The sequence below is a fragment of the Chromobacterium sp. ASV23 genome (genome assembly GCF_016428945.1).
Taxonomy (GTDB): domain Bacteria; phylum Pseudomonadota; class Gammaproteobacteria; order Burkholderiales; family Chromobacteriaceae; genus Chromobacterium; species Chromobacterium sinusclupearum.
The window spans coordinates 26,369-41,952 of sequence record NZ_JAELTR010000024.1 but is presented as its reverse complement, the minus strand read 5'-3'; the positions used below and the strand labels follow the sequence as shown (position 1 = coordinate 41,952).

17 protein-coding genes are annotated in these 15,584 nt (G+C 64.9%); 6 read left to right on the top strand and 11 right to left on the bottom strand.

Features of this window, described 5'->3' with window-relative positions; genetic code table 11:
- Positions 1-7: 7 nt before the first annotated feature.
- From JHD59_RS11625 to JHD59_RS11575, 11 genes are all read right to left on the bottom strand, one after another.
- A complete protein-coding gene (locus JHD59_RS11625; protein WP_199154360.1) occupies positions 8-1,435 on the bottom strand; it encodes a hypothetical protein in 1,428 nt (475 codons plus the stop codon).
- A gap of 1 nt (position 1,436) precedes the next feature.
- Positions 1,437-2,981, bottom strand: coding sequence for an L-tyrosine/L-tryptophan isonitrile synthase family protein (locus tag JHD59_RS11620; protein WP_199154359.1), 1,545 nt, complete (start codon positions 2,979-2,981; stop codon positions 1,437-1,439).
- Positions 2,982-3,271: 290 nt separating this feature from the next.
- A complete protein-coding gene (gene ybgF, locus JHD59_RS11615) occupies positions 3,272-4,018 on the bottom strand; it encodes a tol-pal system protein YbgF (RefSeq protein WP_103321821.1) in 747 nt (248 codons plus the stop codon).
- Between the two features lie 126 nt (positions 4,019-4,144).
- On the bottom strand, positions 4,145-4,666 hold the full coding sequence (gene pal / locus JHD59_RS11610; RefSeq protein WP_199154358.1) for a peptidoglycan-associated lipoprotein Pal: 522 nt from the start codon (positions 4,664-4,666) through the stop codon (positions 4,145-4,147).
- Between the two features lie 14 nt (positions 4,667-4,680).
- Positions 4,681-5,967, bottom strand: a complete 1,287-nt coding sequence (gene tolB / locus JHD59_RS11605) for a Tol-Pal system beta propeller repeat protein TolB (RefSeq protein ID WP_199154357.1) — start codon at positions 5,965-5,967, stop codon at positions 4,681-4,683.
- 28 nt (positions 5,968-5,995) lie between these two features.
- The gene (locus JHD59_RS11600) at positions 5,996-6,892 is read right to left on the bottom strand and encodes an energy transducer TonB (protein WP_199154356.1); all 897 of its coding nucleotides are present in this window, start codon (positions 6,890-6,892) and stop codon (positions 5,996-5,998) included.
- On the bottom strand, positions 6,889-7,302 hold the full coding sequence (locus JHD59_RS11595) for an ExbD/TolR family protein (RefSeq protein ID WP_199154355.1): 414 nt from the start codon (positions 7,300-7,302) through the stop codon (positions 6,889-6,891). The genes JHD59_RS11600 and JHD59_RS11595 overlap by 4 nt, the downstream gene beginning before the upstream one ends.
- Positions 7,303-7,416: 114 nt before the next feature.
- Positions 7,417-8,082, bottom strand: coding sequence for a class I SAM-dependent methyltransferase (locus JHD59_RS11590; RefSeq protein WP_199154354.1), 666 nt, complete (start codon positions 8,080-8,082; stop codon positions 7,417-7,419).
- A gap of 61 nt (positions 8,083-8,143) precedes the next feature.
- On the bottom strand, positions 8,144-8,323 hold the full coding sequence (locus tag JHD59_RS11585) for a DUF3460 family protein (protein ID WP_043627403.1): 180 nt from the start codon (positions 8,321-8,323) through the stop codon (positions 8,144-8,146).
- A gap of 66 nt (positions 8,324-8,389) precedes the next feature.
- Entirely contained in the window at positions 8,390-8,977 is a 588-nt protein-coding gene (locus tag JHD59_RS11580; protein ID WP_199154353.1) for a TMEM175 family protein, read from the bottom strand.
- Positions 8,978-8,996: 19 nt separating this feature from the next.
- Positions 8,997-9,974, bottom strand: coding sequence for a sensor histidine kinase (locus JHD59_RS11575; RefSeq protein WP_199154352.1), 978 nt, complete (start codon positions 9,972-9,974; stop codon positions 8,997-8,999).
- 149 nt (positions 9,975-10,123) lie between these two features.
- Here JHD59_RS11575 and JHD59_RS11570 point away from each other — a divergent pair, with 149 nt between their 5' ends.
- From JHD59_RS11570 to JHD59_RS11545, 6 genes are all read left to right on the top strand, one after another.
- Positions 10,124-10,888, top strand: a complete 765-nt coding sequence (locus JHD59_RS11570; RefSeq protein ID WP_199154351.1) for an ABC transporter substrate-binding protein — start codon at positions 10,124-10,126, stop codon at positions 10,886-10,888.
- 347 nt (positions 10,889-11,235) lie between these two features.
- Positions 11,236-12,396, top strand: coding sequence for a Re/Si-specific NAD(P)(+) transhydrogenase subunit alpha (locus tag JHD59_RS11565; RefSeq protein ID WP_199154350.1), 1,161 nt, complete (start codon positions 11,236-11,238; stop codon positions 12,394-12,396).
- Positions 12,389-12,688: a proton-translocating transhydrogenase family protein gene (locus tag JHD59_RS11560; protein WP_199154349.1), complete on the top strand. Its 300-nt coding sequence runs from the start codon at positions 12,389-12,391 to the stop codon at positions 12,686-12,688. The genes JHD59_RS11565 and JHD59_RS11560 overlap by 8 nt, the downstream gene beginning before the upstream one ends.
- A 3-nt stretch (positions 12,689-12,691) precedes the next feature.
- Entirely contained in the window at positions 12,692-14,065 is a 1,374-nt protein-coding gene (locus tag JHD59_RS11555; RefSeq protein ID WP_199154348.1) for an NAD(P)(+) transhydrogenase (Re/Si-specific) subunit beta, read from the top strand.
- Positions 14,066-14,143: 78 nt separating this feature from the next.
- Entirely contained in the window at positions 14,144-14,812 is a 669-nt protein-coding gene (locus JHD59_RS11550; protein WP_103321833.1) for an META and DUF4377 domain-containing protein, read from the top strand.
- 54 nt (positions 14,813-14,866) lie between these two features.
- Positions 14,867-15,535: an META and DUF4377 domain-containing protein gene (locus JHD59_RS11545; protein WP_199154347.1), complete on the top strand. Its 669-nt coding sequence runs from the start codon at positions 14,867-14,869 to the stop codon at positions 15,533-15,535.
- Positions 15,536-15,584: the final 49 nt, after the last annotated feature.

Genomic DNA, 15,584 nt, shown 5'->3' with positions numbered 1-15,584 from the left:
CTCCCGCTCAAGCCGCGGCCGAGGCGCGGCACAACGCTTGCAACAACGCCTCGTCGGCCACCGACGACAGGCACAGCGGCTGCCCCGACTCCGCCAGCCAGGCGAACACCGGATAGTCGCCCTGCGGCTCCAGGCGCACCGCCCGCGCCGGGCCGGCCCAGAATTCCGCGTAAGCGCCGAAAACGGTCTCGCCGCGCTCCCCCACCATGGCCAGCACATGCTGGGACAGCTGATTGCCGCCGCGCGGCCCCAGCGTGAAGATGGCCGGCATATCGCGCAGCTTGTCCTTCTCATGCACGGTCAGCCGCAGCGCGTTGCGGCCGCTGGCCTCCGACGCACCCGCCGTCTCGTCGCCGCCATCCATCAGGTGCAGGGCGATGTATTTGCGGGTGGACTCCCACGCCACGCTCTGGATGAAGGAGATGGCGTCCTCCAGCACGGTTTCGCTGCCTATCATGTCCAGACAGGCGGCCTGGTGGCGCGGCGAGATCAGGCTGGTGACAGCGGCCCGCACCAGGCGATTGGCATCGCCGGTCGCCAACCAGGCCGCCACGCTGTCCGGCAGCGGCAGACCATGCGGAGCCTTTTGGCGCTGCGCCGGGTCCGGGGCGAATATGTGCTCCCAGTCGACATTCAGCAGCACGGTGCCAAACTTGGCGGCGGCCATTTCATCGGATACGCCGGCCAGCGCCTGTCGGAATTTGACGGCACGCTCGCCGGAAATGGCGGTATGGCCGCCGTCGCCCACCGCCTGCGAATAAGCCTGGAACTCGATCACGCCGGGACCGGCCAGCGCGTCGGCGATAGTTTGGCGCTGCTGGTCGTAGCGCAGCGTCAGCTCCGGCCGGGTGAAAAACGCTTCGAAAAAACGGCTGCCGCCGGTCAGCACAGCCAGCTTGATGGGGCGGGCCGCCACCTTCTCCAGCGCCTTGACGATCACCAGCAAGCGGCCGATAGCGTACATTTCCGCCAGATCGGCATAGGGGCCGAAAGCTTTCAGGCCACCGGCAGAACGCTTGGGCTGGCCCCAGCCGATGACAAGAGTCGGCTCGCCGTCGCGGCCCAGCCAATCGCGGATATTGCGCTGCAGCGCCTTGACGTCCAGCCGCCCGGCGTTCTTGCTGACGATGGGATTGCGGAAAATCTCGCATGCCTGCGCCGCCAGCAGCCAGTCAGGCTGGTCCTGATGCTCATACAGGCAGCCAGGCGGCAAGTCGGTCAGCGCGCTCGGCGCCAGCCGGGCCAGCGCGACGGCTTCCCGCTCGATGGCGGCGCGCCAGCTGCCTAGCATTTCCTTCACGCCATCGGCGGAAATGCTGGCCGACTCCGCGCGCGGCTCCAGACTGAGGCTGCCGCCCAGCTCGCTGGAGAAAACCTTGTGCAGATTGGACTCGCTCAACAACTCCCGCCCGGCGAACAAATTGCTCGTCGTCATATCATCCCTTCCTCAGCAATAAGGTGTGCATCAGGCCATTGCCGGCCAGCTCTGCCGCGGAGGCGTAGCAGATAGGTTGATCCAGCTTTTGCAGCGCGTGCAGCGCGCCGTATTTTTCCCGGTAGAAGGCCGTATCCGGCAAGCGCTCGATCAGGACTGGCACCTCGCCCAGCGACTCCCTCTCCAGCCGGTAGCGGAAAGTCAGCTTGGCGCCTTCCACCGACGCGGCAACCCCGCCGCAGCAATGCTGGGCCGTCATATTGACATCCTGCTTGGTGGCGGACAGGAAATGCACTTCGCCCTTCTTGCCGTGTATGGTCAGCTTGATGGCGTCGCCGTCTATGCGCCGGACGACATCCAGGTCGCGGTCGGTCAGCGAGATCGCGACATAGCGGATCGCCGCCTCCCAGGCTTGCCGGCGCAGCGCGCGGAACAGCTCGCGGGTCCGCTCAGGCGGGAAATAACCCAACATGGGCAGATGCAGTCCCTGGAAGCGGTATTCGGCCAGATTGCGGTGCAGCGAGGACAGATAGGCGATATACAGCTGCTGGACCTCGTCGCCGTAATGGCGATCAGCGAAGGAATCCGTCTCGGCCAACGCGAACAGCTCCTCGTAATACACCGAGCCGACCACCGACCAGAAAGTGAAGCTCAGCTGGCCGCCGACATCGTCCAGCCGCTCGAGCGCCGCCATGCTCTCGTCCAGCGCATCCGCGTCGAAATGCGCGCCATAGCGCGCCTCCAGCTCGCGGCAGTGCGCCTGATAACGCCGAGTCCGCTCCTCGGCCAGGGCTGCCGGAATGCCGGCCGCCACCCACTGCTCGTAGTTCTCCAGCTTGACGATGTCGCCAATCGCCAGCTGTTCTATCCAGTAGCGCAAACCATCCTGGTAGGCGGCCACGAAGACGTCCGGCGTCCGGCAGGCCCGGTTGTACTTGAAACCGTCCGCCAGGATGACGAACTGGCAACCAGTGGGGCTGAGCGCATGAATCACCTGGGCCGCCTCGGCGCAACGCGCCAGCGTATGCAATTCGGCGAGGTCCGGCAGCGGCCCGCGGTTCTTGACCGGACTGAACGGCTTGCGCGACAGGATGGGCAGGTGCAAGCGGATGGGCTTGCCTTGGGCGATCAGCTCGCGGACGCGGTCGCGCAGAGCCGCGCGCGACATATTGTCCTCCTTGGCCTTGAACCACCAGTTGTCGAAGAAGGCCTCGGCGATGAACTCGGCCACGCCGGGCTTGGCGACGCCATACAAACCAGCGTTCTTGCGCGCCCTAGCCACCGCCGCGCTGACCCGCTGGGCCATGGTCTCGTTCATGCCGGCGCGCAAGGCCGGCACGAAATGGTGCAGCCAGTAGTCCGCTGGCAAACGCACGGCGCGGGTATGGAATTCGGCCTTCGAATACAGATGGAAACGCTTCTGACGGACCAGGCGTATCAGACGGTGGCCAGACGATATCTGGCTGCGCCTTTGCTCCTCGTTCAACTGGGGAGGCGCGTCTGTTTCTCCAGGCGCGCGGTGCGGCTGCGGTGACAACATATGCATTCAGTCCCTTTGCCGGCGCTGAGCCGGTGGAATCGAAGTGGATGGTTGCCTGAGCGAAGCCTCCCGCTCGATCTGATGCCGGGCGTAGAGTTATGTTTTAAGTATGATATTCACATCAATACAATGACAATATCATTTCAAATATAGATTCGTCCACTTCCCGGCTGCAGACCGTGGCGATGAGACAACAAATATGACGCAGAGTGCTGGCTTGCTGGAACAGGCAGGAGGAAACGAGGAGGGAGGCAAAGCGGCCCGCTCCCGCGCGGCGGCGGGAGCGCGCGGAGATATTACATTCTGGCCAACGCTTGCTTGGCCTTCAGCGCGGCGTCGCTCTTCGGATAGAGCTTGATCAGGCGGCGATAGGTGTTCTTGGCCTGATCCACCTGTCCCAAATCGCGTTGGCAGTTGCCGATGTTGCGCAGCGCGTCCGGCGCGAAATGGTTGTTGGGGTATTGCTCGACGAAGCGGCGGTGGATGTCGATGGCGGCGTCGTACTGGCGCAAGGCGGTGTGGGCGACGCCCAGCCAGTATGCGGCTTCGGCCGCTTGCGGCGCTTGCGGGTTCTGCTGGATGAACAGCGACAGCGCGTTGACGGCATTGGGAAAGTCGCGCGCGCGCAGCAGATTCAGCGCCTTGTCGTAATCCGGCGAGGCCTGGCTGTCGCCGGCAGCGGCCTGCTGCTGGGCGGCTGCAGCCGGTTGCGAGGCATCGTGCTTGCCGGTGCCTTCCAGACGACCCAGGCGGCCATCCAGGTCGTTGTACAGGTCGTTCTGGCGCTTCTGCGTGGTTTGCAGATTGTAGTTCAGCACTTCGATGTCGCCGCGCAGCTTGGCGACTTCGGCCTTCAGGTTGTCCACCTGGCTGACCATTTCCAGCAGCTTTTCATTGGACAGCTTGCTCTCCACCGCGGCGATACGCGTCGTCGCCTGCTGGTTCACTTGGTCCAGTTGGCGGCGGGTGGCTTCCAGGTCGCTGGTGCTGGCGCAGCCAGCCAGCGTCAACAGCAGGGCGCTACTGATGGCGATGCGATTCATGGGCTTTCCGATGGATGAAGACTGCCGGATATCATAGCGGTTTGGCCGCCGCTTGGCAGCCCGCCCCTTGATATCCGGCAGGAGTGACAACGGCGGGCAGCCTATACAGCCGCCCGCGGCAGGCGCTTACTGGCCCTGATAAACGATGTCGGCGCGACGGTTCTCGGCGTAATCGGCTTCGGTGTGGCCGGTAGCCTTAGGCTTTTCCTTGCCGAAGCTGACGGCTTCCAGCTGCTGTTCCTTCACGCCCAGCACTTCCATCGCGTGCTTCACGCTCTCGGCGCGGCGCTGGCCCAGGGCCAGGTTGTATTCGCGGCTGCCGCGGGCGTCGGTATTGCCCTGGATGATCACTTTCTTGTCCGCCTGGCCCTTCAGGTACTCAGCGTGGTTGGCCACGGTGGTCTTGCCTTCGCCATCAACGGTGGAGGAATCGAAGGCGAAATAGACGCTGCGCTTGGCCAACGGGCTGTTCGGGTCGTTCAGCGGGTCCATCGCCGCATTGCTCTGGGTAGCCGGAGCCGTTACCGGAGCCTGGGTCTGCGGGGCTTGGGTAACCGGAGCGGCCGGGGCTTCGGCCGGTTTGGTGCTGGCGCAAGCGGCCAGCAGGGTAGCGACTGCAGAAGCAAGGGCGAGTTGTTTCAGATTCATCATTTGGCTCCCGATCAAGGATTGTTGAATGGACCCCATGCCGGGTCCTGTACATCACCGTTAAGCACTGCCAGTTTCACCTTGCTGCTGCCGTCGGCGGTGGCCGCGTACAGCACGCTTTGTCCGCCGACGTCGCTGGAGTACAGCACCATGCGGCCATTCGGCGCGAAGCTGGGGCGCTCACTGTAACTTCCATCTGACAATAGACGCGTGTCATTAGTTGCCAAATCCTGCGACATCACACGGAAATTGCCGGCGGCGCGACGAATATAGACCAATGTCTTGCCATCGGGCGACAATTTGGGCGAAACATTGTAATTACCCTCCCAGGTGACGCGTTGGGCGTCGCCGCCGTTCACCGGCACGCGATAGATCTGCGGATTACCGCTGCGATCGGACACGAAATACACCATGGAGCCGTCCGGACTGAAGGCCGGCTCGGTGTCGATGCCGCCGTTGTACATCAGCCGCCGCGCCGCGCCGCCGTCGGCGCTGATAATGTAGATTTGCGAATTGCCGCTTGTGGTCAGCACCACGGCCAGCTTGCTGCCGTCCGGGCTCCAGGCCGGCGCGGAATTGCTGCCCTTGAAGTTGGCCACGGCGCGACGCTGTCCGGTGGCCAGATCCTGCACCCATACTACCGGCTTCTGGCTGGCGAACGACACATAAGCAATATAGCGGCCGTTCGGACTCCAGCTAGGCGAAATGATCGGTTCGGTCGAGCGCAGGATAGTCTGGCTGCGCTGGCCGTCCACGTCGGAAATCTGCAGCGCGTAGCTGCGGCCGGACTTCAGCACATAGGCGAGTCGCGTGTTGAAGAAGCCCTTCTGCCCGGTAATGGCCTCGTAGATGAGGTCGGCGATGGCGTGCGCCACCTGGCGGCTGCGGTCCGGCGTCACCGTGAACTCCCCGCCGGTCAGCTGCTTCTGCTGCGACACGTCCATCAGCCGGAAGCTGATCTTGATCTGGCCCCCAGCCGCGTTTTCCACCTTGCCGATAGCGATGGACTGGGCCCCTGCCGCCTGCCACAGCGGATAGCGCACGTCCGCCGGGACGAACGGCACATTGGCGACGGCGGACGGGTCCACCAGGCGGAAGGCGCCGGACAAGGCCAGGTCATTGCGGATCACCGGCGTCAGGTTGCCCTGGGTCGGCCCTTCGTCCTTGAACGGCACCACGGCAATGGCGTGGCGGCTGGCGCCGCCGCCGACGATCTCGATGTTCAGTTCGGCGCGCGCGCTGCCGGCGACCAGCATCGCCGCCACCAGCACGCCCCGCAACAGGGCTTTCAAACTGGGCATGTTTTCCTCAAGTCTTCGCTTTGTCCGTTCAACGCGGACGGAATTTCAGGACAAATGTCCGGTAACCATCATTGAAATTGGCGCCGGCCGGCAGTTTCGGAAAAGTCTTGGCTTCCCACACCGCTCTTTGCACGGCATCGTCGTAAGCCGGCACGCCGCTGCTTTTCACCAGCTGCACCGACTTCACTTCCAGCGTGGGCAGCAGCGTCACCCGCAGCTGCGCTTCCGGATTGCCGGCCATGGCCGGTGGAATCTGCACCAAGGGCGTCACCTTGGCCTTGACCATGTCGATCCAGCCGGCGCTGACGCCGGAGCCGTTGACCGCACCGCCAGCCACGCCGTTCTTGCTGCCGGCCTGGTCGCTGCGCGCGTTCGGCTTGCCGCTGGTGCGCGTGCTGTCCAGGCTGGACAATAAATCATCCGCCTCGCTGTTATAGGCTTTGGCCGTCCGGTGTCCAGGTTTCGCCGCAGGCGGCGTCTGCGCGACCTTCGGCTCTTTCTTCTCTGGTGCCTTCTGCGCCGGCTTGGCCTTGTCGTGCGGTTTGGGTTCCGGCTCGACGGGCTTGGGCTCCGGCTTAGGCTTTTTCGGTTCCGGCTTGGGTTCGGCCGGCGACTTGGGTTCCGGCTTGACCACTTCGGGCTTGGGCGGCGTTTTCTTGCCCAGATTCACCTCGGCCGGCGGCGTCGCCACCGCCGGCTGCGGCTCGGGCGCCGGTTGCGGCGCGGGGGGCGGCGTCACCGGCGCGGTAATCGTCGCCGGCGGCGGCGGCGCGGTCGTCCACAGCTCCAGGGCCAACGGCGCGGGATTCTGCGGCTGCGAGGACTGGAAACCGCCCCACAGCAGCAGGCCGATCACCACAGCGTGAAACAGCGCCGAGGCGATCAGGGTCCAGGGGCGCAGCGAGGAAGACGATTGCGAACTCATTGCTTGGGCGTTTGTTTGACTGTCAGCGCCACGCGCTTGATGCCAGCCTGGTGCAGGCGATCGGCGATCTTCACCACTTCGGCGTACTTGAGGTTGGCATCGGCGGAGATCGCCACCGGACGCTGTTCGTTGCCGACCAGCGCCTGCAACTGGCTGGCCAGATCGTCCAGCGAGTCGACGCGGGTTTTCTGCTCGCCGTCTATCAGCTCGATCTTGCCGGTGGCATCCACGGTGACTTCCAGCGGCCGCACATCGATGGACGCGGCCTGGGAAACGCTGGGCACATCGATCACGCCGGGGGTGAACATCGGGGCGGTGACCATGAAAATCACCAGCAGCACCAGCATCACGTCGATATAGGGCACGACGTTCATCTGGTTCATCTGGCGGCGGGGACGGCGATTCAGCATGACGGATTCAGATTCGGCTCGGTCAAATGGCCATCATAGCATCGGCAATGGTGTCGATGCTGCGGCCAAAACGTTTCAGACTGCGTGGATTCATCGAAAGTTCATGCCACGCGTTTAGCGCCGCGTGCACAGCGTCAAGCCATCGCCTATCGGCAGCACGCACATATTGACGCGCGGATCGGTCTTCAGGCTGGCGTTGAAGGCATGCACCAGATGCACGCCCGGCGGATCCTCCGGCTTCGGCGCCACCACGCGGCCGGACAGGAAGATATTGTCGATGGCGATGACGCCGCCCGGCCGCACCAGTTCGAGGCAGGCTTCGTAGTAATCGCGGTAGCTTGGCTTGTCGGCGTCGATGAAGGCGAGGTCGAAACTGCCGGCGCGGCCGGCGTCCAACAGTTCGCACAGCGTGGCAAGCGCGGGTTGCAGGCGCAAGTCGATGCGCTCCGCCACCCCGGCTTTTTGCCAATATTCGCGGGCGATGTTGGTGAAGGTTTCGCTGACGTCGCAGGCCACCACCGAGCCGTCCTCCGGCATCGCCAGCGCCACGGTCAGCGCGCTGTAGCCGGTGAACACGCCGATCTCCAGATAGCGGCGCGCGCCGATCAGCCGCGCCAGCCAGCCCATGAACTGGCCTTGGTCCGGCGAGATCTGCATCTTGGCCAGGCGGTGGCCGGCGGTGAATTCGCGCAACTCGCGCTGCACCGGATGCTCGGTGACGGCGATGTCGAACAGATAATCGGAGAGGGCGCTGTCCAGCGCCACGGTGCGGCGGGTCATGATGGGCTTTCCAGAAATGACAAAACGCCCGCATGGGGCGTCGATCGGGTCCGGCCGGGGCTTATTCCGGCTGGTAGACGTAAGGCTTCTGCGGCACGCGCGACTCCTTCCAGCGGCGCTGGTCGTCCAGGTCGACCTGGCGGTCCCACAGCGTCAGGCGCAGCTCGCGGCGCTCGTTGTCCACTTCCGGGTTCTTTTCCAGGAAGCCATTGATGAACTTGGTGAAATCGGACTGGTACATGGTACCTACCCCCTGATGGATGGATAGCGGCATTTTAAACGAATACGGCTGCCGCCGCCACGCGCTTCAGTCCCCGCCCTCCTCGTACAACATGCACTCGATGCGCCGGTCCGGCACCAGCCACATCAAGGCCACCGCCAGGTACAGCGCGCCGGCCAGCCAGGGATGCCACCAGGCCGAGGCGATGGCAAGCAGATAGCACACGGGCGAGAGCTTGCCCTTGATGTCGCCGCCCAGCGCCTCCGACAGCCGCGTGCGGTTGCCGGGCAGGCACAACAGCGCCTGCTGCATGATCCACCAGGCGATGGAGCACATCAGCAGCACCGCGCCGTACAGCGCCACCGGCAGCGGCTCGTAGTGGTTCTGCCCCATCCAGCCGGTGACGAAGGGAATCAGCGACAGCCAGAACAGCAAGTGCAGATTGGCCCACAGCACGCGGCCGTCGATGCGGCGGGTGGCATGGTAGAAATGATGGTGGTTGTTCCAATAAATGCCGACGTAGACGAAGCTGAGCAGATAGCTCAGAAACACCGGCAGCAACGGCGCCAGCGCCTGCCAGTCGGTGCCATGCGGCACTTTCAGTTCCAGCACCATGATGGTGATGATGATGGCGATCACGCCGTCGCTGAACGCCTCCAAACGGTTCTTTCCCATGCATGACTCCCGAGTTGTCTCATTCAGCCGCCCGCCGGTACGGCAGGCGCAGGCGGGTGTGGTAACGGTCGCCGCGGCGTTCGGTGACCAGGCTGGCCTCGGCGTCGAAAAACAAGGCCAAGCGCTCGCGCAGATTGGACAAGGCCATGCCGCTGCCGGGGCTGGCGGCGTCGGACTCGTCCGGCACCGGGTTATCCAGCGCCAGCTCCAGCAAGCCGCCGGCCAGGCGTGCCGCCACCCGGATCTCCACCTCGCCGGCCAGACGTTCCGCGCCGTGATAGACGGCGTTTTCCACCAAGGGCTGCAGAATCAACGGCGGCAGCGCGGCATCCTGCGGCGCATCCAGCTGCCACGCCACGCGCAAGCGCGGCCCCAGGCGCTCCGACTCTATCGCCAGATACATCCGCGCCAGCTCCACCTCGCGCGCCAGCGTCGACGCGCGCGCCGGGTCCGCCATCTGCGCCCGGAACAGGTCTGACAGATTCTCCAGCACGCTTTCCGCCTTGGCGGGCTGCAGCCGGATCAGCGCAATCGCCGCGTTCAGCGTATTGAACAGGAAGTGTGGCCGGATGCGCGCCTGCAAGGCCGCCAGCCTTGCCTCGGCCAGCGCCGGCGACAAGGCGCGCTGCCGCAGCGACAGATAATGCAATAACAGCGCCGCCGCCAGCACGGCCACCCACGGCGCGGCCCAGCCTTGGCCCAGTTCGCCGCGCAGCGCGTACTGGCACAGCGCGAAACAGACGCCGGTCAGCGCCAGCGCCCACAGCGGCCCCAGCCTTTGCCTGGCCAGCCATGGATGGGCCAACGCCAGCAGCGCCAGCGCCAACAGGCTGCCGGGCACGATGGCCAGCGCCGTCTGCAGCCAATGCCACAAAGGCTCCGGAGCGCCCAGCGCCAGCAGCCCATCGGCGAACAACAGCAGCAAAGGCAATAGCAGAACGCGCAGCATCACGCCCAGATTGCGGAAATCGGGCAATGGCGTCATCAGGGATAGCAAGCGGCCTCCTCAACCGTGGCTCATGTCGCGATCATAGCAAGCCAGCCGGCGGGCCGGCGCGACAGATTCATACGAATCAATACATTTGATCAGAAAATATTCCGCACGGTGTATAACTTTAGGATGAGTCGATCCGAACCGAGTCCGCCATGAAATTCTTGCTGGCCGTCCTGCGCCTGCTGTGGCTATGCGCATGGGCCGCTTCCGCGCTGGCTGCCGAGCTGCTGATCTCCACCGGCGAATACGCGCCATGGAGCGGCGAGCAATTGGCGCAGCAAGGCTTCGTCAGCCGGGTGGTGCGCGAGGCCTTCGCCCGCGAAGGCATACAGGTGCGCTTCCATTTCATGCCGTGGGCGCGGGCGCTGGAATCGCTGCGCAACGGCGACGTGGGGGCCAGCTCCTTTTGGTACGACGATCCGGCCAAGGCGCAGGAATTCCTATACAGCGAGCCGATCTCCGAGCACCGCGAATTGCTGTTCCACCGCAAGGATCTGGCGATGCCGCGCTGGCAGAAGCTGCGCGAGCTGAGCACCCTGCGCTTCGGCGCCACACGGGGCTACACCTATACCGCCGAATTCCGGCAACTGGCCAAGCAAGGCGTGTTGTCGGTGGAGGAAGCCAATGACGACAAGACCAATCTGCTGAAGCTGCTGGCCGGCCGCATAGAACTCTTCCCCTTGGACGAATTTACCGGCTGGCAACTGCTGTCCTCCGACGCCTTCCCGCGCGGCGCGCACGATCTGGTCACCACCGAAGCCCGCCCGTTCAGCATCCAGTACGGCCACCTGCTGATGCAACGCTCGCCGCGCAACGAGCAACTGATGGCCCGCTTCAACGCGGGTCTGGCCAAGCTGCGCACCGACGGCACGCTGGAGCGCTTCAAACTGGACCTGTATCGCGGCAGCGGCCAATAGACCGCCTCTGATCCGGCGCAAACTTTTGCGGTTTACGCGGTTTTCCCGGCTTTACACCGCGGCGGCGTGACGATTACGGTGGTTCCCCGGCGCCGCCAGGCCTCCGCGCGCCGCACAAACCAATTTTCATGATATTTGAATATCAATCCGTTTTAATCATGGCAAACCGCCGCCGCCCTGCGCCGTTTCCCGCCCTGGCCACTATGTCAGACGATATACGGTAGCCAATATATGGCTTGCATAATGCACTGCAACATGCTTTTAATCATTTTCAAACAGCCGTTCGAAAACGCCGCGCACGGCCGTTCAAGATCCTGAATTCCCATCCATTTGCAGGAGATCCAGAGATGCACATCGCCATACCAGCCGAACGGCTGGCCGGAGAACACCGTGTCGCGGCCACGCCGGAGACGGTGAAGAAACTGGCCGCCGCCGGCCACACCGTCGCGGTGGAGGCCGGCGCCGGCAAGGCCGCGGCCATCCCCGATGCCGCCTATCGCGAGGCCGGCGCAAGCATCGTCGAACAGCGCCCCGCGCTGCTGTCCGGCGCCGACATCGTGCTGTGCGTGGGCTCGCCCGACGCCGCCGACCTCGACGCGCTGAAATCCGGCGCTGTGTTGGCGGGCATGTTGTCGCCCTACCACAACCCGCTGCTGCCGCAACTGGCGGCCAAGCGCGTGTCGGCCTTCGCGCTGGAGCTGCTGCCGCGCACCACCCGCGCGCAGAGCATGGACGTGCTGTCCAGCCAGAACAATATCGCCGGCTACAAGGCCGTGCTGCTGGCCTGCCAGTTCTATCCGCGCTTCATGCCCATGCTGATGACCGCCGCCGGCACGGTGAAGGCGGCCCGCGTGCTGGTGCTGGGCGTCGGCGTGGCCGGCCTGCAGGCCATCGCCACCGCCAAGCGGCTGGGCGCGGTGGTGGAGGCTTACGATGTGCGCCCCGCCACCCGCGAGCAAGTGGAATCGCTGGGTGCCAAGTTCATCGAAGTGCCGATGAGCGACGAGGAGAAGGCCGCCAGTTCCGGCGTCTACGCACGCGAGATGACGCCCGAATTCTTGGCGCGGCAGAACGAACTGCTGGCCAAGCGCGCCGCCGCCGCCGACATCGTCATCACCACGGCGCTGATTCCCGGCAAGCCGGCTCCAGTGCTGCTGCCCGCCGCCAGCGTGGCGGCGATGCGGCCGGGCTCGGTGATCGTGGACCTGGCGGCCGAATCCGGCGGCAACTGCGAACTGACCCGCCCCGGCGAGGCCTGGCAATCCGACAACGGCGTGCATCTGGTGGGCCTGACCAATCTGCCTTCGATGGTGGCCGCCGACGCCTCCAGCCTGTACGCGCGCAACCTCCTGACCTTCCTCGGCCTGCTGCTGAGCGCCGAGGGGCTGAAAATCGACCTGGAAGACGACCTGCTGGCGGCCACGCTGATCACCCATCAGGGCGAACTGCGCTTCGGCACCACCGCCAAGCCCGCCGCGCAAACGAATAAGGAGCCGCAACATGGTTGACCCCTTCATCACCAGCCTCACCGTCTTCGTACTGGCCGTCTTCGTCGGCTACCACGTGGTATGGAACGTCACCCCGGCGCTGCACACCCCGCTGATGGCGGTGACCAACGCCATCTCCGGCATCATCATCGTCGGCGCCATGCTGCAGGTGGTGGACATCAACGGCCAGGAAATCACCCTGACCTCGGTGCTGGGCACCATCGCCATCTTCCTCGCCAGCATCAATATCTTCGGCGGCTTCCTGGTGACCCAGCGCATGCTGGACATGTTCAAGAAAAAGAACAGGGGCTAAGCGATGCAGAATATTTCAGCGATTCTTTACCTCGTCGCCGCAGTCCTGTTCATCCTTGCGCTGAAGGGGCTGTCCAGCCCGGCCTCGGCGCGGCGCGGCAATCTGTACGGCATCGTCGGCATGGCCATCGCCGTGCTGACCACCCTGCTGATCCTGGACAAGCCGGTACTGGCGCTGATCGCCAGCGCCATCGCCGCGGGCGCCGTGATAGGCGGCTGGAAGGCCCGCACGGTGGAAATGACCGGCATGCCGGAGCTGGTGGCCGCCATGCACTCGCTGGTGGGCCTGTCGGCCGTGCTGATCGCCGTCGCCGCCATCTTCCACGCCGGCGTGGAGCACACGCCGGTGCAAAAAGTGGAGCTGTTCATCGGCGCCTTCATCGGCGCCATCACCTTCACCGCCTCGGTCGTCGCCTACGGCAAGCTGTCCGGTCGTTTTGGCGCCAAGGCGGTGAGCTTCTCCGGCCAACACCTGCTGAACCTGATCCTAGCGCTGGCCATGCTCGGCTTCGGCCTCGCCTATTTCGCCACCGACAGCCAGGCCGCCTTCCTCGCCATGCTGGCCGTGGCGCTGGTGCTGGGCGTGACGCTGATCATCCCGATCGGCGGCGCCGACATGCCGGTGGTGGTGTCCATGCTGAACAGCTACTCCGGCTGGGCGGCGGCCGGCATCGGCTTCACCCTGAACAACCCGGTGCTGATCATCGCCGGCGCCTGCGTCGGCTCGTCCGGCGCCATCCTGTCCTACATCATGTGCAAGGCGATGAACCGCTCCATCGTCAGCGTGCTGTTGGGCGGCTTCGGCGCGGAAGTAGCCGCCGGACCGGCGGCCGGACCGGGCGAGGCCAAGCCGTACAAGGCCGGCAGCGCCGAGGACGCCGCCTTCCTGATGGCCAACGCCGACCAGGTAGTGATCGTGCCCGGCTACGGCCTGGCGGTTTCCCGCGCCCAACACGCCTTGCAGGAGTTCGCCGAACTGTTGCACGAAAAGGGCGTCAGCGTCCGCTACGCCATCCATCCGGTGGCCGGCCGCATGCCGGGCCACATGAACGTGCTGCTGGCCGAGGCCGAAGTACCGTACGAGCAGGTGCTGGAAATGGAGGAAATCAACGCCGACTTCTCCACCACCGACGTGGTGCTGGTGATCGGCGCCAACGACGTGGTCAACCCGGCTGCGCAGAAGGACAAAGCCAGCCCGATCTACGGCATGCCCATCCTGGAGGCGCACAAGGCGCGCAACGTCATTGTGGTGAAACGTTCGATGAGCGCCGGCTATGCGGGGTTGGATAACGAGCTGTTTTACATGGAAAAAACCATGATGGTGTTCGGCGATGCGAAAAAAGTGGTGGAAGACCTGCTGAAAAACGCCGTACATTGACGACGCCGCCCGCGCTGAGCAACGCCTGCCGCTGGCGGGCGTTTTTGCATTCTTCGCTCGACAAGAACAGGAGACAGCATGCCCTCCCTCAGCGCCCTTCTCATCAGCGGCAGCATGATGCTGCCGACGCAAGCCCTGCCCGATCTGCAACACACCGAATGGCGGCTGCAATCGCCCGCCCAGGCCGCTCCGCTGCCGACGCTGAGCATCGCCGATGGCGGCATCAGCGGCTTCGCCGGCTGCAATCGCTTCACCCTGGGCATAGACCATGACGGCAAGCACCAGGTAGCCACCACCCGCATGGCCTGCGCGCCGGAAACCATGCAGCGCGAACAGGCGCTGCTGAAACTGCTGGGCGCGCCGTTCCGGCTGCTGCCGTCCGATGACCGCCAGCACCTGACCTTGCGGGCCGGCAAAACCGAATACCGCTTCGAACGGATCGACGCCGCGGCGGCGCAGGCCGCTATCGCCGCCAAACCGGCCGCAGCGGCATGGCAGCCCGCGCCCGGAGAGCAATACTGGTACGTCACCAGCGGCGCCTGCGCCAGCGGGCCCTGCCTGCAGCTGCGCAATCGCGAAGACCAGCCATGGCAGAGCTATGCCGGCGCCATCAGCGGCTTTCAACCCGAGCCAGGCCACCGCTACTACCTGAAACTGCAGGGCGAGCCGGCGGCCGATGGCGGCCAGCCGACGCTGCAACTGGTCAAGGTGATCTATCAGGAAACGGTCACGCCGATAGCCGATTGACGGAACCCACGGCGCGCGGCGGCGTCTGACTTCCATTTACATTAGGAAAATACGATGAACCATCGCCTGATCCTGTCCGCCCTGGCGGCGGCCCTGCTGGCTGGTTGCGCCGGCATCCAAGGCCCCGCCGGCTCTGCCGCAGCGCCCACGCTGTCCCAGTTGCAAGGCGAGTGGAAGCAGCTGGATGCCGGCCCGGCCGCCGCCAGCTTGCAGATCGCCGAGCAGCGGCTGTCGATCAAGGCCGGTTGCAACGGCATGTTCGGCCCGGCCACGCTGGAAGACGGCAAGCTGCGCGCCAAGCCGCTGGCCGCCACCATGATGATGTGCCCGCCGGAGGCGATGCAGCGCGACGCCGCGCTGAGCCGCCAGCTGGAAGCGGGCATGCCGGTGCGGCTGGAACAGGGCCAGTTGTGGCTGGGCGAAGGCAAGGACGCCATGCGCTTTGAAAAACTGCCGCAAGGCGAGATCAAGTTCATCTACGTCGCCGCCGAGCGCAAGCCGTGCAGCGGCGTCGCGCCGATGCAATGCCTGCAGGTGCGCGCAGACAAGAACCAGCCGTGGCAGCTGCATTACGGCGAGATCGAAGGCTTCCAGCCGGAACCCGGCGTGGCCTACCGCCTGCGCGTCAAGGAAGTGAAGGTGAACAATCCGCCGGCCGATGCCTCGTCCATCCGCTGGATTCTGGACATGGTGGTGGAGCAGGAAGTGGTGAAGCAGCCCTGAGGGTCTGCTCCAATTCTGCTTGGCAGGATTGGAACCTGTAGGGCGGGCA